The organism is Pseudomonas sp. 05N431, assembly GCF_056397005.1.
This window is the reverse complement of the sequence record NZ_JBFTMN010000012.1, coordinates 56,671-73,732: the sequence shown is the minus strand read 5'-3', so window position 1 is coordinate 73,732 and position 17,062 is coordinate 56,671. Positions and strand designations below refer to the sequence as shown.

General features: G+C 55.6%; 18 protein-coding genes and 1 pseudogene. 11 read left to right on the top strand and 8 right to left on the bottom strand.

Features of this window, described 5'->3' with window-relative positions:
- Positions 1 to 131: 131 nt before the first annotated feature.
- The 3 genes and pseudogenes from AC1DIG_RS20565 to AC1DIG_RS20555 all read left to right on the top strand — a co-directional run.
- Positions 132 to 485: pseudogene (locus AC1DIG_RS20565) on the top strand (Fic family protein); the annotation flags it as partial.
- 415 nt (positions 486 to 900) lie between these two features.
- Positions 901 to 1,170 carry a hypothetical protein gene (locus AC1DIG_RS20560; protein ID WP_054596089.1) on the top strand — a complete coding sequence of 90 codons (270 nt, stop codon included), beginning with the start codon at positions 901 to 903 and terminating at the stop codon, positions 1,168 to 1,170.
- Positions 1,171 to 1,366: 196 nt separating this feature from the next.
- Positions 1,367 to 1,927: a magnesium transporter gene (locus AC1DIG_RS20555; protein WP_477768759.1), complete on the top strand. Its 561-nt coding sequence runs from the start codon at positions 1,367 to 1,369 to the stop codon at positions 1,925 to 1,927.
- A gap of 44 nt (positions 1,928 to 1,971) precedes the next feature.
- Here AC1DIG_RS20555 and AC1DIG_RS20550 read toward each other — a convergent pair whose 3' ends face one another.
- From AC1DIG_RS20550 to AC1DIG_RS20530, 5 genes are read right to left on the bottom strand one after another with little or no spacing between them, the layout of a single operon-like run.
- The gene (locus tag AC1DIG_RS20550) at positions 1,972 to 2,289 is read right to left on the bottom strand and encodes a cytochrome C oxidase subunit IV family protein (protein ID WP_123582582.1); all 318 of its coding nucleotides are present in this window, start codon (positions 2,287 to 2,289) and stop codon (positions 1,972 to 1,974) included.
- Positions 2,290 to 2,322: 33 nt separating this feature from the next.
- Complete coding sequence (locus AC1DIG_RS20545; protein WP_477768758.1) at positions 2,323 to 3,036, bottom strand: heme-copper oxidase subunit III family protein; 714 nt, start codon at positions 3,034 to 3,036, stop codon at positions 2,323 to 2,325.
- 6 nt (positions 3,037 to 3,042) lie between these two features.
- The gene (locus tag AC1DIG_RS20540; RefSeq protein ID WP_477768757.1) at positions 3,043 to 3,735 is read right to left on the bottom strand and encodes a cytochrome c oxidase subunit 3; all 693 of its coding nucleotides are present in this window, start codon (positions 3,733 to 3,735) and stop codon (positions 3,043 to 3,045) included.
- Positions 3,732 to 5,507: a cytochrome c oxidase subunit I gene (gene ctaD / locus AC1DIG_RS20535; protein ID WP_477768829.1), complete on the bottom strand. Its 1,776-nt coding sequence runs from the start codon at positions 5,505 to 5,507 to the stop codon at positions 3,732 to 3,734. Before ctaD ends, AC1DIG_RS20540 begins: the two co-directional genes overlap by 4 nt.
- A gap of 48 nt (positions 5,508 to 5,555) precedes the next feature.
- Positions 5,556 to 7,013, bottom strand: a complete 1,458-nt coding sequence (locus AC1DIG_RS20530; protein ID WP_477768756.1) for a c-type cytochrome — start codon at positions 7,011 to 7,013, stop codon at positions 5,556 to 5,558.
- Between the two features lie 465 nt (positions 7,014 to 7,478).
- Between AC1DIG_RS20530 and AC1DIG_RS20525 the strand changes: the two genes are divergently transcribed.
- The 3 genes from AC1DIG_RS20525 (at position 7,479) to AC1DIG_RS20515 (ending at position 8,764) form a co-directional block, all read left to right on the top strand.
- The gene (locus AC1DIG_RS20525) at positions 7,479 to 7,817 is read left to right on the top strand and encodes a hypothetical protein (protein ID WP_477768755.1); all 339 of its coding nucleotides are present in this window, start codon (positions 7,479 to 7,481) and stop codon (positions 7,815 to 7,817) included.
- 325 nt (positions 7,818 to 8,142) lie between these two features.
- The gene (locus AC1DIG_RS20520; RefSeq protein WP_477768754.1) at positions 8,143 to 8,325 is read left to right on the top strand and encodes a type II toxin-antitoxin system HicA family toxin; all 183 of its coding nucleotides are present in this window, start codon (positions 8,143 to 8,145) and stop codon (positions 8,323 to 8,325) included.
- Between the two features lie 31 nt (positions 8,326 to 8,356).
- Positions 8,357 to 8,764: a type II toxin-antitoxin system HicB family antitoxin gene (locus AC1DIG_RS20515; RefSeq protein WP_477768753.1), complete on the top strand. Its 408-nt coding sequence runs from the start codon at positions 8,357 to 8,359 to the stop codon at positions 8,762 to 8,764.
- Positions 8,765 to 8,799: 35 nt separating this feature from the next.
- Here the strand turns inward: AC1DIG_RS20515 and tam are convergent, their stop codons facing one another.
- Both tam and AC1DIG_RS20505 read right to left on the bottom strand, forming a co-directional pair.
- Positions 8,800 to 9,570, bottom strand: coding sequence for a trans-aconitate 2-methyltransferase (tam, locus tag AC1DIG_RS20510; protein WP_477768752.1), 771 nt, complete (start codon positions 9,568 to 9,570; stop codon positions 8,800 to 8,802).
- Positions 9,571 to 9,885: 315 nt separating this feature from the next.
- Positions 9,886 to 10,215: a YXWGXW repeat-containing protein gene (locus tag AC1DIG_RS20505; RefSeq protein WP_477768751.1), complete on the bottom strand. Its 330-nt coding sequence runs from the start codon at positions 10,213 to 10,215 to the stop codon at positions 9,886 to 9,888.
- Positions 10,216 to 10,521: 306 nt separating this feature from the next.
- Here AC1DIG_RS20505 and AC1DIG_RS20500 point away from each other — a divergent pair, with 306 nt between their 5' ends.
- From AC1DIG_RS20500 to AC1DIG_RS20480, 5 genes are all read left to right on the top strand, one after another.
- Positions 10,522 to 12,057: a DUF1800 domain-containing protein gene (locus AC1DIG_RS20500; RefSeq protein ID WP_477768750.1), complete on the top strand. Its 1,536-nt coding sequence runs from the start codon at positions 10,522 to 10,524 to the stop codon at positions 12,055 to 12,057.
- A gap of 21 nt (positions 12,058 to 12,078) precedes the next feature.
- Positions 12,079 to 13,275: a DUF1501 domain-containing protein gene (locus AC1DIG_RS20495; protein ID WP_477768749.1), complete on the top strand. Its 1,197-nt coding sequence runs from the start codon at positions 12,079 to 12,081 to the stop codon at positions 13,273 to 13,275.
- 147 nt (positions 13,276 to 13,422) lie between these two features.
- Positions 13,423 to 14,409, top strand: coding sequence for a hypothetical protein (locus AC1DIG_RS20490; protein ID WP_477768748.1), 987 nt, complete (start codon positions 13,423 to 13,425; stop codon positions 14,407 to 14,409).
- Between the two features lie 314 nt (positions 14,410 to 14,723).
- Positions 14,724 to 15,227, top strand: a complete 504-nt coding sequence (locus tag AC1DIG_RS20485) for an inclusion body family protein (RefSeq protein WP_477768747.1) — start codon at positions 14,724 to 14,726, stop codon at positions 15,225 to 15,227.
- A gap of 122 nt (positions 15,228 to 15,349) precedes the next feature.
- Positions 15,350 to 15,889, top strand: a complete 540-nt coding sequence (locus tag AC1DIG_RS20480) for an AidA/PixA family protein (protein ID WP_477768746.1) — start codon at positions 15,350 to 15,352, stop codon at positions 15,887 to 15,889.
- 47 nt (positions 15,890 to 15,936) lie between these two features.
- Here AC1DIG_RS20480 and AC1DIG_RS20475 read toward each other — a convergent pair whose 3' ends face one another.
- Complete coding sequence (locus tag AC1DIG_RS20475; RefSeq protein ID WP_477768745.1) at positions 15,937 to 17,022, bottom strand: type I restriction endonuclease; 1,086 nt, start codon at positions 17,020 to 17,022, stop codon at positions 15,937 to 15,939.
- Positions 17,023 to 17,062: the final 40 nt, after the last annotated feature.

The following is a 17,062-nucleotide window of genomic DNA, read 5'->3' as shown; positions in this document are numbered from 1 at the left end:
GAGCAAGTGCTCTCGGGGCGTTAGCGACTACCCTGAAGCCTGTTAGCGTTTTTTTCTAAAAACACGGATTTATTATCAAATTTCATCAAGCGTTAGCATTTTCACGTCTACGAAAATTAGCGTTTTCGCACGGGACTCGCAGCAACTTCATCTTCGATGAATACGAGGACGCGTGCTTTGCCTGGCGCTATCCCGATCTGACCGAACACGTCCTGTACACCGCACGCGTCGTCGAGCACACGATTCGAAAGGAAATGGCAGATGAAGCCAGAGTACTGGTGATCTTTCAGCGAGCTCAGGACCGGCTGAAAGAAGTACTGGAAATGCCAGACCAGGATGCGAACCGCATCATCCGCTCCATCAAGGAGAACGGTTGGGTGGTGTCCGGCAAGCTAAAGAAAGGGTACCCGCAGCTTGAAGATGAGCGCATGGCAGAACGCATTGTAGAGGCCGTGCGTTCTGCGTTTGAGGATCGTGAGATGGGGGGGCGGAGAAGAGTGATTCTACGGCGCGGCGGATTAACACCAGCCAAATTCAGTGTCGACCACCCATTTACTGGTGGCACAAAGAAGCCAATTTCCGAAAAGGCAATGTCCCACACGACACTGGGAATTGTCCGTACACTTGCTCATTGCTGTGCTTTTGTCACGAGGCTTATAGTCGGCCGACGCCCAAATGGCGTGTCGGGTTTGGCGACTCGACGACATGGTGCAGAAGCTTCCGAGCAGTTTCGGAGCGCTTTTGAACGCACTTAGCTGCCTGTTTTTTGGTAGCTGTGCGTGGGAGATCCTAGGATCTGCCGGTTATGCCATGTCCGGTTCGCCAACCCGCGTACAGCTGCCACCCATTTGTTTGGCGACAATTGAGTGGTGGGGTCTTCCAACTACATGGTGATCACTCATGAATGAATACATGGCTTTAACCAGCAACGCCGACGACCTACCCTCCCTGTTCGTCAACACCACTCAACCGCTGCATTCACTGCTCAGCACGGCCAGTTACAGAATCCGAGCCGTGACGCAGATTCTTGAAAACCTCGCGATGCGGGGTGACATCACCACTGACTCGGTCATTCTCAGCGACTTCGCATTGCTCTGCTGCATACCTTTGCGCGACGGTTGCGATGTGCTGGATGTGATTGCGCGACGTATGGATGCAGAACCGTCCTGACGTCACAAGGGGGCGCTGTTTCGGCGCCCCTCCAGGTCTTGACACCAAAAATCACGCGTGCTAGCGAATGCTATACTTCTTTCAAATTGCATGAAGTCTGCAACGTCCCCCACGGCTACAGATACCGACTGCAAATCTCAGTTAACGGCTGCAGGACAGAGGAGGTCCACAGCAAGCACGAGATGGGAGGTGTGGTATGAATCGGCACTATTACATCAGTGACAATCTCGACGATCTTGAAACCGTTGAAACTGAACTGGAAGCCAACGGCATCAATACCGAACAAATTCATGTGCTCAGTGAAGAAGTGGCTGATGTTGAAGAACATCACCTCCACGAAGTTAACTCGTTAATGAAACAAGATACTGTTCACTCTGGCGAGATTGGTGCGGTGATCGGTGTGCCACTCGCGGCGCTGGTCCTGGGTGGCGCCTATTGGCTGGGCTGGACCCAATCCGTCGCAGGCTGGATGCCTTTTATCTTCCTGGCGATTGTTATATTGGGTTTCAGCATCTGGGAAGGCGGTTTTTTTGGTATCCAGGTACCAAACACGCACTTCCGCAGTTTTAAACAAGTGGTAGACGAGGGCAAACATATCTTCTTCGTGGATGTTGAGCCGGATCAGGAATCGGTACTGGACCGGGTAATCGAACATCATCCAAGGCTGAAGATCGCCGGCATGGGTACGGCAGCCCCTCACTGGACAGTCGCCTGGCAGCACAAATGGCATCAGTTCAAACGAGTGATATCAGGTTAGCCCCGCAGGCTTGAGGGCGTCCGGAAGTGCCATCCGGACGTCGCTTATTGGCCAAAGAAAATCACCCGGCTGAGGAACACATAATCAGCCTCGGTGGCCATCAGTCCGACGAGTACCAGCAAACACAACGGTGGCACCAATATGGCGTAGACCATGGCCAACCGTTCCCAGGCCATGTGCATGAAGATGGAGACAATCAGACCTGCCTTCAACAACATGAGTGTGATGATCAGAGACCAACGGAGGTAGCCCTGGAAGTGAAAATAGTCGACAAGGTACGACAGCGTGCTGAGGACGAATAACAGCCCCCAGATTTTAAGGTACAAACTGATTGGATGTTGCTGACCCTGGGTATGCGCCATCATCAGTGCTCCTCTTCAGAACCTGTTCACGACTTACCATAAATAGAAGAAAGCAAAAATAAACACCCACACCAGGTCCACGAAGTGCCAGTAAAGCCCGGCTATCTCAACGATCTGATAGTTTCCGGAGTGCTCATAATCTCCCCGCAATACTTTCAGCGCCACTATGCTGAGGTAGATGACGCCGACTGACACATGCAGTCCGTGGAAACCGGTAATCATGAAAAAGCTGGCACCAAATTGCGCCGCCCCCATGGGGTTCCCCCAGGGACGCACCCCTTCTGCGATGAGCTCGCTCCATTCAAATGCCTGCATGCTGACGAAGGTCACGCCGAAGGCTGCGGTTGCCAGCATCAGGGCCGTGGTTTTCGCGCGATCACCGCGATAGGCGAAATTAACCGCCATGGCCATGGTGCCGCTGCTACTGATCAGCACAAAGGTCATGATGGCGATCAGAAGAAGTGGGACTTCTCTACCGCCGATCGTCAATGCGAACACTTCACTGGTGTTCGGCCAGGCGGCAGTGGTGCTCATGCGCACCGACATGTAGCCGGTTAAAAAACAGGCGAAAATAAACGTATCGCTGAGCAGGAATATCCACATCATCGCCTTGCCCCAGGGCACCTGCCTGAAAGCCTCTCTGTCCGAGGCCCAGTCGTTGGCGATGCCCTGCCATCCCGTTGCAGGTGGCGAGCTGGGTGGATTGGATGAACTGGATTCGACTGGGGCTAGCGGGTGCGATGCCATGGCTTTTCACCTCAGGCCGCAGAATCTGGCAATGGCTTCATAGGTTGCCGGCGTACTGGTCAGCAGCGCGAATAGCACGAACCAAAGACCCAGTAAGTAATGCCAATAGGTGGCACAGAGCTCTACGCTGGCGCTGAGTTGTGGCAACGGCACGTGATGCAGGAATTTAGCGACGGTTCTGCTCCAGGCGATCAGCCCGCCCAGCAGGTGGAACCCGTGCAGGCCAGTCAACAGGTAGAAGAAACTGTTGGCCGGATTGCTGGCGACAAAGTAGCCCCAGGCGACAAACTGCTGCCAGACCCAGAGTTGTCCCGTCAGAAAGGCAACTGCAAATATGCCCCCCACTGCAAAACCAATGACCGTTGCGTCCAGTCGCCCCTGTCGGGCGGCCATACGCGACCACTGCAGGGCGATGCAGCTGAATACCAGAAAAGCCGTATTCAGCCATAGCTGCCATAGATTGGCTAAGGGCGCCAACGGCTCCGTCAGGGGTTGCCAGTCGGCCATTTGCGAGCGCTCGATAAAGGCGACCAGGAAGAGAAAGAATAACGAGCTCACTACGGCCAGAAACAAGCGCAGGCCGACTCTCGCATTTTGGATTCTATCGGCAGCCTCGGCGGCCTGAATATCTTCAGGACCACCACTCCAACTACCGCCGGGGTCAGCACCGTCGGCGTTTCTCAATAGCAGCCTGTTCATGTCTTAACGTCCGCAATCCTGGCTCCTGCACTGAGTTGCCGCATCTGCTCCAGCTCCTCGTCGGAGACCGTTTGCGGAACGAAATCCTGGTCTATTCCCGGCATGCTGTAGTCATAGGCCCAGCGATGCACGACCGGCAGCTTCGCGCCCCAGTTACCGTGTACCGGCGGGGTGTCCGGCGTTTGCCATTCCAGACTGGCCGCGCCCCAGGGGTTACTGCCTGCGGGCTTGCCTTTGAAAGTGCTCCAGGCCAGGTTGAACAGGAACAGCAGTTGGGAAACGCCGACGATCAATGCGACCACCGTAATGAAGGCATTCAAATCATGCGCCGACTGCGGAATGAACGCGTAGTTGTCATAAGCGTAGTAGCGGCGTGGCATGCCCTGGAAACCCAGGTAATGCATGGGAAAGAAGATCGCGTAGGTGCCAAGAAAGGTAATCCAGAAATGCAGCTTGCCGAGGGTGTCGTTCGTCATGCGCCCGGTGACTTTCGGGAACCAATGATAAATGCCGCCGAACACCACCAGTACCGGTGCGACCCCCATGACCATATGAAAATGGGCCACGACGAAATAGGTGTCGGAGAGCGGGATGTCCACGATCACATTGCCGAGAAACAACCCCGTCAGACCGCCGACCAGAAAGGTGACGATAAAGGCCAGGGCAAACAGCATCGGTACGGTCAGATGTATGTCGCCCCGCCACAGGGTCAGAATCCAGTTGTAGACTTTCAGTGCAGTCGGCACCGCGATGATCAAGGTGGTGGTGGCGAAGAAAAAGCCAAAGTAGGGGTTCATTCCGCTGACATACATGTGGTGTGCCCAGACCACAAAACTGAGTACGCCAATCGCAATAATGGCCCACACCATCATTCGGTAGCCGAAGATACCTTTACGCGCATGCGTGCTGATCAAGTCGGAGACCAGACCAAACGCCGGGAGAGCAACGATATAGACTTCCGGGTGGCCGAAAAACCAGAACAGGTGCTGGAATAATATCGGGCTGCCACCTTGGTGATCGAGCTGCTGCCCCAGCGAGATGATCGCCGGCATAAAGAAGCTGGTGCCCAACAGCTTGTCGAACAGCGTCATGATCGCGCTGACAAACAACGCCGGGAACGCCAGCAAGGCCATAATCGAGGCCATGAAGATTCCCCATACGGAGAGCGGCATGCGAAACAATGTCATGCCGTGCGTGCGCGCCTGCAACACCGTGGTGACGTAGTTCAATCCGCCCATGGTGGTTGCGACGATAAAAATCGCCAGTGACATGAGCATCAGTACGATGCCCCACTCGGTCCCCGGTGTCCCCTTGGTAATGGACTGTGGCGGATAGAGCGTCCAGCCCGCACCGGTGGGGCCGCCAGAAACAAAGAAACTGGCGAGCAACACCAGTACCGCGAGCAGGTAGGTCCAGTAACTCAGCATGTTGACGTAGGGGAAGACCATGTCACGGGCCCCCACCATCAGCGGGATCAGATAGTTGCCGAAGCCACCGAGAAACAAGGCCGTCAGCAAATAAATGACCATGATCATGCCGTGCATGGTCATCGCTTGATAGTAAGTACTGGCGTCCATGAACCCCAAACTACCGGGGAAGCCTATCTGCAAGCGCATCAAGTCGGACAACACCACGGCGATGATGCCCACGAATATAGCCGTCAAGGAATATTGAATGGCGATGACCTTGTGGTCCTGACTCCAGATATATTTGGTCAGGAAACTTTTGGGCTCGTGCAGTGCTTCTGTTTCGGCTTGCTCCGCATAGGCCATCACGTCATCCTCCAACTGAAGTTTCGGTGTATTGCTGGCTGCTTACGGCTACTTTCCTGGCTCCGCCTTGCTCGCATCAGCGTCGGCATTCGCTTTGGACTTGATAAAAGCGATCAGTGCGCTCAACTCCTTATCACTCGGCGTAAAGGTCGGCATGATGGGCGCATAGCCCTTGACGATTTTGGCGTTAGGCTTGAGAACCGATTCTTTTATATAGTCCTCATCGACCTTTATCCTCGTACCGTCCTCAAGGGTTTCTGTCTTGCCATACAGGCCCTGCCAGCTGGGGCCGATGCCCTTGCTGCCATCAACACTGTGGCAGGCCAGGCAGCCGAACGACTTGGCCAGTTGCTGTCCCTGCGCCGCCAAGTCTTCACCCGGGGCAGAAAGCTCATCGCCTTGGCGCGCAGTACCCAGTGATTTGATCAGGGCGACGAGAGCACCCAGTTCATCATCATTGAGAGTATAGGCCACCATGACCGGCGGGTAGCCCTGCACCCTTCGGGCCTTCGGATCGAGGATTGCCGCTTTCAGGTAGGCCTCATCGACCTGCACACTGGTGCCATCGGCAAGCTGTTCGGCGCGGCCATACAACCCTTTCCAACCCGGGCCGAGACTGGCACTGCCATCCTGGCTATGGCAGGCGTTGCAGCCGTACTTCTCGACCAACAGCCGGCCTTTTTCCAACTGGCTGTCCCGACTGGGTTTGGCAGCTGCCGCTAATGTCTGCGCAAAAGTCGGTTGGCTGCTCAGCCATTGATCGAAGGCACCCTGTTCGTCGACGATCATATGGCCGCGCATGTTGTAATGCCCCACGCCGCAATATTCAGCACAAATGATTTCATATTTCCCGGCTTTAGTTGGCGTAAACCAAAAGTACGACACCATCCCTGGCACCATGTCCATCTTGCCGCGCATTTGCGGTACATCGAAATCGTGCAGCACATCTTTGGAACGCAGTAAAACTTTTACCGGCTGATCGAGCGGAAGGTGAACTTCATTGTTTAGTACCAGTATATCGTCCTGCCCTGCAGGATCCTTGGGATCAAGACCGAAAGGGTTGGTGGAATCAACAAACTTGATATCCGACTTGCCCAACTTTCCGTCCCGACCGGGAAAACGAAAAGCCCACTGCCACTGCTGGGCAACCACTTCAAGTTCATAAGCTTTTTTCGGCACCCGGACGAAATCACTGTAAACAACCAGGCCTGGCGCCAACATCGCGGCAATACCGACCGACGTAACGATAATTAACCATAACTCCAACTTTTTATTGCCTGGCTGGTAAGCCGCCTTGGCACCGTCCTTGTGACGATAACGCATCACGGCTACTGCCATAAATACCGTGACGGCGATGAAAAATATTCCACTGATGACCAGGGTGATGAACTGGGTGGTGTCTATTGACCCCCAGTTGGAAGCGGCCGGTGTCGCATGCCAAGGCGCCAGGATGTTGAACAACACTGATGCAACAACGATTAGAATCAAGATAATTGCTGTTGCCATTTTCTCTTCATCCTATTCCTGTCACGCGTGGATTATGCAAAAGCATCGCCACTTAACAGCATCGTCAAATTAATACTAATCTGACGTCCCAGCAGAGCAGACAAGCACCACTGCTCCCGACGGTAAAGTCAGCAAGAAGTATAGTGCAGGAACGGAGCCAGCGCTTTTCCTGAAAAACCGATGCCTGGACATTTCAACTCCAACATCAAGTTAATTATTTAAATCTATTCACTCCTATAACTGTAGATATTCAGCATCACGTCTCCCGGGACTCAATTAGGCGTAGCGACTTGGTTCCGCTCAGTCAACATGATTAGGGACATTCTGAAAAACTGCCCGCCAGGAGGAAGGCCGGCAAACGAGGCCCGGTTGCCAGCTATACTTAATTTCTGATTACGGACGGCAGAGATCGGCCAGAAGCGGCCCGAGCTGCAGAGTCCAGCAGTCCACTACGGAGGTTCCGTCATGAGTGCCTTGACGATCGAAGGCTGGTGCAAAATCAGCGGCGCCCAAAAATCCACCCCGGTGGGAGAGATCCATTTTGACGTCGATGCCCCTCTCCATCTGCGCCTGGAGGAAGCTGAAGAACGTCTGCAAAAGACCCATGAGCGTGAAGCCATGGTCGATGTCGACATGAACTCAATGGATTTGATCCTGCCTGAGGGATACGGCCCCTTGTCCGACTGCCAAATGCGCGTCTATTTGCACGACGAGCGCGGTCAGTTCCATCTGGTCGGGCATCGAGCGAGCGATGGAAGCTTGATCTATACCAACGCAGTTTTGATTGATCAGCTGCTTGAGTAGCGACGACGTGATTCTCGGCATCGGTTTTTCTCTGTGAGAGAAGCGCGGTGCCGAAAACTCACCTTTTAAACAGAAGATGCAGAGACAAGAGAAACCGGTCCTCAGTGACCGGTTTTTTATGCCCGCCATCCAGCGGCAACACGCGTTGAACTGGCGTTGAAGGAATCAGAAACACTCCAGCGCTGCTGCTGGACACCGCGTCTTGCGGTGGTTCCTACACTGCTCCCTACCACTCATCCATTCTGTCGCCACCAGCGGTGGTTATAGTGTTGATAACTAAATTTCAGTAGGTATAGTAACCACCTACACAGCACAGGGAAGTGATGTGAATAGCCGATATTTGATAACCCAAATCGTCGCAGACGGCTGGTATCTGGTACGGGTCAGGGGCAGTCACCACCACTTCAAGCATCCCACGAAGCCCGGCCTGGTCACTGTCCCACACCCGAAAAGGGATTTACTGACCAAAACGGCCGTCAGCATCCTGCAACAGGCCCTGCTGTATTGAGTCGGCGAACAGCACCCGGAGGACAACGTACATGCTTTACCCAATTGCGATTTCAATGGGCGATAACGAACACGCCTGGGGCGTGGAAGTGCCGGACATTCCGGGCTGCTACTCGGCCGGTGATGACCTGGACGATGCGATCGCCATGGCGCGCGAAGCCATCGAAGGCCACTTCGAGATACTCGCCGAAGACGGCTCGGCGATTCCGCCCGCCAACAAAGTCACCATGCACGCGGCCAATCCGCAGTACGCCGGCGTTACCTGGGCATTGGTGGACATCGACGTCACCAAGTACCTGGGCAAGGCTCAGAAACTCAACATCACCCTGCCCGGCTATCTGCTGACCCGTATCGACGAATACGTGCTGCATCACCCGGAAGAAAAAAGCCGTTCCGGCTTCCTCGCCTCGGCAGCATTAAAAGTGTTGCAACAGGGCTAGGGGCAACAGCCTCAGCCCTGATGCAACAATGGCCTTTAGCGGGTCGCCACAATGAATAAACGCGGGAACGGCAGCAACACCGAACCATCGGCCAGCACCGGAAAGAATGGCTCTAACGCAGCCAGGTATTGCTCGAGGTACTGAGCTTTTTCCACTTCGTCGAGCGGTTCAAGAAACGGCCGCAAACCGCTGCCCTTGAACCACTCGACCACGGCCGCGGGACCGCCCGCCAGCGGGTGATGGTAGGTGGTGCGCCAAACATCGACCCGCGAGGCGCACGAACACAGCATCTGGTAGTAGGTATTGGCATCGTCCAGGGTCGTCCGTAGCCCGGCGACGTCCGCAAGCTTGCTGGCCCAAGGCCCGTTATTGGCGACTTCACGCATCATTCGATGCGACGGTTGATCGAGGTTGTCAGGCATTTGAATCGCCAGGCTGCCGCCGGGTGCAAGCTTGGCCACTAGCGACGGCAACAGCGTGGCGTGGTCGGGTAACCACTGGAACACTGCGTTGGCGAAAATCACATCGAACGGGCCGGGCTCGCTCCAGGCAGCAATGTCGGCGGTGTCGAAACGTACGTTCGGCAAGCGTTTTCGGGCGGCGTCGATCATGTCAGCCGAGCTGTCCAGGCCACGCACCTTGGCGTTGGCAAAACGCTGCACGAGCAATTCGGTAGAGTTGCCGGGGCCACAGCCGATGTCGATCACCGAACGCACATCGGTGTTCGGGATAGCGGCCAGCAAATCGCGCGCCGGGCGCGTGCGCTCATCTTCGAAAGCCACATACTGTTTGGCAGACCAGCTCATCGCGTACTCCTGTAACGGATCAGGACATGAGCGACGCACTAGACTCTGCGTTTCGCCCGTGGGGCGCCAGTAAGCGACGGCCCTGCCAAGCTCGTCAAGACTCGGTTGGATGATGTGGTGAAAGTGGTTGCGCCGATGTCGGGTAAGCGCAATCCATGTGGGAGCGAGCTTGCTCGCGATAGCGGTGGATCCGTCAACATTGATGTTGAATGTTATGCCGTCATCGCGAGCAAGCTCGCTCCCACAGGTTTGTGCCTTAACTGACAGGCATTAACCTGCAGAGGTCGCTCTTTTTGATTCGGCGAAACGCTGGATCTAGTGGGCCCAGCCCCCGCCCTGCCAATGCCAGCCATCGTTGCGCTGTTCCCAATGCGGGTGCACGTAACGATAGCCCCGGCGTTCCGGTTCCCAGTGCCCGCGAACGGCGACATAACGCCCGCCTTCCCAGCGCCAGTAACCGCGCGACCAGACATAACCCGGCCGGCCCGCGGGCTCCATTTCGATCACCTGGACCGGTGGTGGCTGCGGCGCGATGACTTCGACGTACTCGCGTGGCGGCGGACGCCGGTCATGAACCACCCGCTCCTGTACGCAACCGGAGGCCGCGATGACCACTGCTACCAATGCCGCGTAACGTAACAACATGCTGCCTCCTGAGGCTCATCGGCCAATAGAGTAACCCCGTAAAACCATACCCCCTTTACCGCCGCGCTCCTGCTTGGCGTATGAATATTTGTACCAGCAGATATCTGTCTAATACCTGAACCCACCCACAGGAACTGTGTAAAGAAAACTTGACCTTCCACAGCTCGCAGAACCTTCGAGAACACGTGCAACGCCATCTTGGTTGAGCTGTCCTAGATGCACGTTATTCAGCATAGCGTCAGCTGCACGGGTGGAAACTACACTGGCTGCAGTCGACGTCTCTCTTGATACTCGGGAACCTCCTACATGCACATGTCACATGCCGTTTTGCGCCCGTTGTGCCTGTCGACCTGTTTGCTGTTGTTTCCCTCCCTCGCCTTGGCCGGCACACCCGTTGCGCTCAACCCGAGCGACATTGCGTGGCTGCGCCGCGATGGCTTCGATCTGGATGCCGCCAACCTGGCGCGCTTGCGCAGCATGGGACGCGAGGGTCTGCTTCAAGCCCAATTGGCCGACCGCATCAATGACCCGCTACCGCCGGCAATCAACGCGCTGTTGCACAGTTATCCGGTATTGAGCACGCCGCCCGAATCCTTGTTGCTGGCATTCAAGAGCCAGCAGGAGCAGCTCAAGGCCATGCCCGAAGGCGACGCCAAAAACGCCGCGAAAAAAGACGCACAACAACAAGCCAACGAACTCGCAGAACAAGCGCGTGAAGCCGTGCTGTTGCGTGCGGTGTATGGGCCCAATCAGCTCAAAGAGCAGTTGGTGGGTTTCTGGCTCAACCACTTCAGCGTGTTTCAGGGCAAAGCTCGCATACGGGTGCTGACGGCGGACTACGCAGAACACGCCATTCGCCCACACGCGCTGGGTAAGTTCAAGGATCTGGTGATGGCCACCCTCAAGAGTCCGGCGATGCTTGAGTACCTGGACAACGCGCAAAATGCCAAGGGCAAGGTCAACGAGAACTACGCCCGCGAATTGATGGAGCTGCACACTCTGGGTGTCGGCTCCGGCTATACCCAGCAAGACGTGCAGCAACTGGCATTGATTCTGACCGGCGCCGGGCTGATACCGCTCGATGGCCGGGTACAGAAATTCGGGCCCCGGCAACAAGCCTGGGTCGTTCGCGAGGGTCTGTTTGAATTCAATCCGCGTCGTCACGATTTCAGCGACAAGGTACTGCTCGGCCATCCGATCAGGGGCAGCGGCTTTGACGAGATCCGTCAGGCCGTGGAGCTGATTACCCGGCAGAAAGCCTGTGCGCAGTTTGTCTCGCAACAGCTGGCCGAATACTTCGTTGCCGATCAGCCGCCACCCGCGCTGGTGGAACGGATGACCAAGACCTTCCAGGACAGCGACGGCGATATCGCCCAAGTGATGCGTACGTTGTTCGAGTCGAAGGAGTTGCTGCAAAGCACTGGCACCAAATTCAAGGACCCGATGCAGTTTGTGGTGTCGGCGGTGCGGCTGGCCTATGACGGTAAGCCGCTGGCCAACGCCAGGCCGATGATCAATTGGCTCAATCAGTTGGGGCAGCCAGTATTCGGTCGCGTGACACCGGACGGCTGGCCTCTGGAATCCAGCGGTTGGTCGAGCTCAGGGCAGATGTCCAAACGCTTCGAAATCGCCCGGGCAATCGGGCGTGGGGATAACCGATTGTTTACCCCGCAAGGTAGCAACCTGCCCGGCCCCGGTTTTCCGATGATCACCACACCGTTGTTCTACGAAGCCATCTCTCCACACCTTTCAGCAGCGACCCTTGGCGCGCTGAACAAGGCCGTGTCGCCTCAGGAATGGAACACCTTTTTGCTTGCCTCACCTGACTTCAATAACCGCTAAGTTGCGTAACGAGGTACCGCCATGAATCGTCGAGAACTGCTGATTGCTGCTGCGGCAGCCGCGACGCTGCCGTCCTTGTCGTTTAGTGCAAAGCTGTTCGCCGCCCCCGTTTCGGCGCCACGCTTTCTGATCGTTTTTCTGCGCGGCGGCTACGATTGCAACAACCTGCTGGTGCCCTACTCCAGCGACTTTTACTACGAGTCGCGTCCGACTCTCGCCATTGCCCGGCCAGACTCGCATAACCCCAACAGCGCCATTGCACTGGACAGCCATTGGGGCCTGAATCCGGTTTTACGTGATTCGATCTACCCGTTGTGGCAACGCAAGCAGATCGCCTTCGTGCCGTTCGCCGGGACCGATGACGTGTCCCGCAGTCACTTCGAAACCCAGGACAATATCGAGTCTGGCGAACCGACCCGACAGCGCAACCGTTACGACTCGGGCTTTCTTGCACGCTTGTCGCGTCAGGTGCCGAACAGTGCGCCCATTGCCTTCACCGATGCCTTGCCCCTGAGTTTTCAGGGCGGTAACGCCATCCCTAACATCTCGTTGCGCGGTGCCTCGAAACCGGCCTTCGATGCCCGGCAATCGGCGATTCTTTCGTCGATGTACCAAAACACACCTTATGCCGCCTCCGCAGCCGGTGGCCTTGAACTTCGCCAGCAGGTGTCAAAGGATCTGCAAGAAGAGATGGTCAAGGCCAATCGTGGTGCGCCGAATGCGCAGAACTTTGCAGCCCAGACCCGGCGCATGGCAACACTGATGCGCGACCAGTACCGACTGGGTTTCGTCGATGTCGGCGGCTGGGATACCCACGTCAATCAGGGCAGCACCAGTGGCCAACTGGCCAACAACCTGGCGAACCTCGGTGAAGGTCTGGTCGCCTATGCCCAGGCGCTGGGGGATGAATGGAACAACACCACCGTGGTGGTGCTCTCGGAGTTCGGCCGCACCTTTCGTGAAAACGGCGCCAGGGGCACCGACCACGGGCATGGCACGGTGTACTGGGTACTCGGCGGCAACGTTCGCGGTGGACGCATCGTCGGTGAACAGGTGGCGGTCAACCCACAAAGTCTGTTGCAAAACCGCGATTACCCGGTGCTCAACAATTATCGGAACCTGCTCGGTGGTTTACTTGGCAGGACGTGGGGCTTGTCCACTTCGCAGCTGCAGAGCGTATTTCCCGGTGCGCGTCCGGACGCATTGCAGTTGCTCTGATCAATGTAAGAAATATGCATCCCTGCACGTAGGAAATTTCATCTAACAATTCCTCCGGAAACCCTCACACAGACCTCGGTTATAAACGTGGGCGATCGCTTCAAGATTCAACGGAGCACCGTCTACTAAAACTGGAGAGTGACTACTGTGCTGAAAAACTCCGGATCGAATGCGGGCAAAGGCCCCATGCCCATCGTGCCGTCTCCTGCAACGCCAAACACGCCGCCTGCCGGTCAAAAACCCAGGAGCAGCAACGTCTTTCCCCCGATTGAAAATCCTCAGGCCGCGTCATCAAGCGCCTCCGCACCACCCCCTCGACCAGCGCCTRCCATTCCACCAAAGCCTGCAGTGTTTTTAATCCCCAAGCTATGCGCCGTGTGCAAATCCAATCACCAGGGACCCTGCCTGGCTCAACCGTCCAGCGCGGCATCGCCCGCTTCACAAAAACCGGCTTCGGCGCTGGAAATGTATGAACAGCATCAGGCGAACTATCAGCCACAGGACCGGACTCAGCCGTTCGAGATCATGCAATCGGTCACGGATGACAACCTGAAGTTCAGCAACAAGAAGGCGACTGAAGCCGAGCTCGCAAAAGTCGCGGACAAGAAATTCACTCTCCGCCACTACACCACGTCAAAGGGCGGCCCTCCACCGTTCAACACCATTTCATCGAACTTTGAACTGGTGCACCGCAAGATCAAAACCCTGCAAAGAACCCAGGGCAGCAACACCAATCAGGATGATTGGGTGCGCCTGGGCAACACGGCGTTTACTTTCTTTCTGTTGGCGATCGACGGCGAAGTAGCGAACCGGAAGTTCCTCGCAGGTGCAACGCATTACGCGGAAATTGACCCGGACAACCTGGAACAGATGACGGCGGCGGGCCTGGGAAGTGCAGAGTTTTTCGCCTCGCCCGACTTGCTGCACACCAAGGATCTGTCCAGCGCCAAAGCCATCAAGGGCCCGTTGAAAGACCTCAAGGCGCTGATGGTTGCAAGCTCCGGACTCAAGGCCATCAGCTTGGGTCGAACATCGGCGCAAGGCCTGCTCAAAGCCATCGATGGTCAGTTCGCCGACACTCTGGAAGTGAAGCTGCCGGGATCGGTAATCGTCGCTCAATGGCACACGGTTTAGAGGGAAATCAACGTTTGGGGATGGTTCTGGATCGCCGTTTCCTTATCGCCAAATCATCGGAAGTTAGAAGAAAAACGACCGCTCGTCGAACGAAGCCCCCTCTGTTTTGACAGCTTAAGATGGGCATCTATAGTGCAGACGCGGCCTGTTGGAAGGAACCCGGGCCGGTCACTTTATAGGCAAGGAGCCAGGCCAGCTCGTACCCTGTGATCGGTGGGTTCCCCGTAGTAGCGCGCTTACAACAGCCGCAAGGCAATCAAGCGTTGTTGCGTCTGGTAGATGCCAGGCGCTCACTATGATCAAGGAGCTTTACTATGTCTCGAGTCACGGATGTGCTTGTTTCGATCGACACCGAATCCATTCTGAAAAACTACCCGAACATCAGCAAAAACCCTAACGCGCCAACGCTTATCGATGTCAGTCATGTGTACATGGTCACCAACCGGGACAACGTGATCAATGGCCAGGCCGGTGGCGAGCTGAATCTGAAAGCCTCGGTCGGTGACCTGATCCGCTGGCGCGAAACCAGCCTGTCGCAGAGTTTCGAAACGGCAGTGGTTTTCTACAAGTTCATCGGCAACGCGGGTAATGAGCTGATCTCGACACCGACGCCACGCAAAGCCACCGCGTGTGTTGCCGTGCCAAACACCAGCAACCCGTCAGTGCCTAGCTGCCAGAAAGTCGATAACCATTACTGGTCTTCGGAAACCCTGGCCACCGGTAGCGTGACCTATCACTTCAACTTCCTGATCGTGAACCGGGACTGCCAGATTGTAGGTTGCTGCTCGTGGGATCCGTTCATCACCATCCGTAACTGATCTGGACGGCCCCTTGGCGACAAGGGGCTTTCCCCTCTGCCTCGCGCCCCGACTGGAACTGGATGTCTTGCGTAAGCCGCAGCGGTGGCCGCGACCCACCCACATCATGAAAGGAAGCCGTGATGTCCACAGATACCAGCGCAAACCCGTCATCCACCACTGAGCAGGCAACCAATGTGTTGCTGATTGTCGACGCCGAAACCCTGCTCACCCGCCACCCAACACCGAGCCTCGACCCGCAGAAACCGACCGTGATCGACGACGGCTTCATTTTCACCTTTGGCGCGTCCCTGGGAACAACGCCAACGTCCAAGAGCACCTGCCTTGAACTACCCGCTAGTTCAACCAAAACCTTCCACATCCGTGGCCGAACCGTCGGCCTGCACGCCGAGCATAGCGTGGTGTTTTACAACCTGACTGTGGGCGACGCCGGTGTGTTCTCAACACCGCATCTAGTGGTGCACAACGGCCAGACCTTGCCCGCCCCCAATCCCGAATCCCCCACCGAACCACTCCCGGTGAAAGCCGATGATCACTACTGGCATTGCCAGCAGCTGAGCACCGGTGTCGAGCAGTGCGAGCTGAGCTTTATGCTGGTGAACAGCAGCTGTGAAGTGCTGGGGTATTTCAGCTGGACGGTTGGGGTGAAGCTGTCGAGCTAAACAAAAAACCGGCTTCAATAGCCGGTTTTCAGTTTTTCCTGCGGTGATCAGCCGTAATACCCAACTGTCTTTTTCAACTGATCCGAATAGTCGTAAATATCATCGACCGAATTGATCGGATGACGGGTTTCGTTCTTCTCTTCGTCGAAGATACCGATGTACTTTTGTGACCGATTAAAATGCAGGCGACAGATCGGTTTACGGTTATTGTCATCGAGCAAGATACCGAAATAGCTCTGTGTATCGCGCTGCACGATGCGTTTTGCATCGACTACCGAACGCACCACCGCACGGACAATGTGATAGCCCTCCAGCTCTTCGAGCGTGGTCAATACCTTGTCATCCGACTCATTACGCTCATCCGGCCCCGAGGTATCTGCACCTGTCTCCGGCAGTGAGGACAGGCTGGGCTGAATGGCTCCGCTCATAGCTGATTTGAGACGATCGTTGATCTGATCGTTGAGAAACTGCACTACGGCTTTTCTTGTCAATTCCTGAAACTGCTCCCGGACTTTTTGTGTGATCACACCGTCGTAAACCCGGGACGCAAAGACTTTTACGAAATCGTCATCAGGTTTGCTGACTTGGGCCGCGATCACTTTTTTGATCTGGCTGACGTATTTCAACTCACCCGCTGCACTGATAATCGAATCGACATCGAATGCGGACTTGGTCAGCTTCGTCAGTTCTGGGACTGAATACTCGTCGATATCGAGCAAATCGAGTTCAAGGAAAGGTTTTTCATCCATCTTGTTGGGGGCGTCCAGATCCGTAAAAAACTTGTAGACCTGACCATTGGTGAGGATCGAGATTCGAGCGCTGGTGACATGGAAGTAACGAAACAACTGCGATGCGTGATTGATGTGCAATGGTTCACCAATCTTTTTACACTCGATCAGGATCTGAACCTCCCCTTCCTTCATGATCGCGTAATCGATTTTTTCTCCTTTCTTGGTCCCAACATCGCAAACGAACTCAGGGGTCACTTCCGACGGATCAAAAACATCGTAGCCCAGTACTGTGCTGATAAAAGGCATGACAAAAGCGTTTTTGGTCGCTTCTTCCGTCTGAATTGCAGCCCCTTGCAGACGAACTTTTGCGGCGAGACTTGCAAGCTTTTCGATAAATTCCATGAGTGGCCTCTTACCTGTTTCCGATCCGTGTATGTGCATG

What these genes read in the sequence shown, in the direction of transcription:
- AC1DIG_RS20560 (WP_054596089.1), top strand. Translation starts at nt 901, where the DNA reads ATGAATGAATACATGGCTTTAACCAGCAACGCCGACGACCTACCCTCC.
- AC1DIG_RS20555 (WP_477768759.1), top strand. Translation starts at nt 1,367, where the DNA reads ATGAATCGGCACTATTACATCAGTGACAATCTCGACGATCTTGAAACC.
- AC1DIG_RS20550 (WP_123582582.1), bottom strand. Translation starts at nt 2,289, where the DNA reads ATGGCGCATACCCAGGGTCAGCAACATCCAATCAGTTTGTACCTTAAA.
- AC1DIG_RS20545 (WP_477768758.1), bottom strand. Translation starts at nt 3,036, where the DNA reads ATGGCATCGCACCCGCTAGCCCCAGTCGAATCCAGTTCATCCAATCCA.
- AC1DIG_RS20540 (WP_477768757.1), bottom strand. Translation starts at nt 3,735, where the DNA reads ATGAACAGGCTGCTATTGAGAAACGCCGACGGTGCTGACCCCGGCGGT.
- ctaD (WP_477768829.1), bottom strand. Translation starts at nt 5,507, where the DNA reads ATGGCCTATGCGGAGCAAGCCGAAACAGAAGCACTGCACGAGCCCAAA.
- AC1DIG_RS20530 (WP_477768756.1), bottom strand. Translation starts at nt 7,013, where the DNA reads ATGGCAACAGCAATTATCTTGATTCTAATCGTTGTTGCATCAGTGTTG.
- AC1DIG_RS20525 (WP_477768755.1), top strand. Translation starts at nt 7,479, where the DNA reads ATGAGTGCCTTGACGATCGAAGGCTGGTGCAAAATCAGCGGCGCCCAA.
- AC1DIG_RS20515 (WP_477768753.1), top strand. Translation starts at nt 8,357, where the DNA reads ATGCTTTACCCAATTGCGATTTCAATGGGCGATAACGAACACGCCTGG.
- tam (WP_477768752.1), bottom strand. Translation starts at nt 9,570, where the DNA reads ATGAGCTGGTCTGCCAAACAGTATGTGGCTTTCGAAGATGAGCGCACG.
- AC1DIG_RS20505 (WP_477768751.1), bottom strand. Translation starts at nt 10,215, where the DNA reads ATGTTGTTACGTTACGCGGCATTGGTAGCAGTGGTCATCGCGGCCTCC.
- AC1DIG_RS20500 (WP_477768750.1), top strand. Translation starts at nt 10,522, where the DNA reads ATGCACATGTCACATGCCGTTTTGCGCCCGTTGTGCCTGTCGACCTGT.
- AC1DIG_RS20495 (WP_477768749.1), top strand. Translation starts at nt 12,079, where the DNA reads ATGAATCGTCGAGAACTGCTGATTGCTGCTGCGGCAGCCGCGACGCTG.
- AC1DIG_RS20485 (WP_477768747.1), top strand. Translation starts at nt 14,724, where the DNA reads ATGTCTCGAGTCACGGATGTGCTTGTTTCGATCGACACCGAATCCATT.
- AC1DIG_RS20480 (WP_477768746.1), top strand. Translation starts at nt 15,350, where the DNA reads ATGTCCACAGATACCAGCGCAAACCCGTCATCCACCACTGAGCAGGCA.
- AC1DIG_RS20475 (WP_477768745.1), bottom strand. Translation starts at nt 17,022, where the DNA reads ATGGAATTTATCGAAAAGCTTGCAAGTCTCGCCGCAAAAGTTCGTCTG.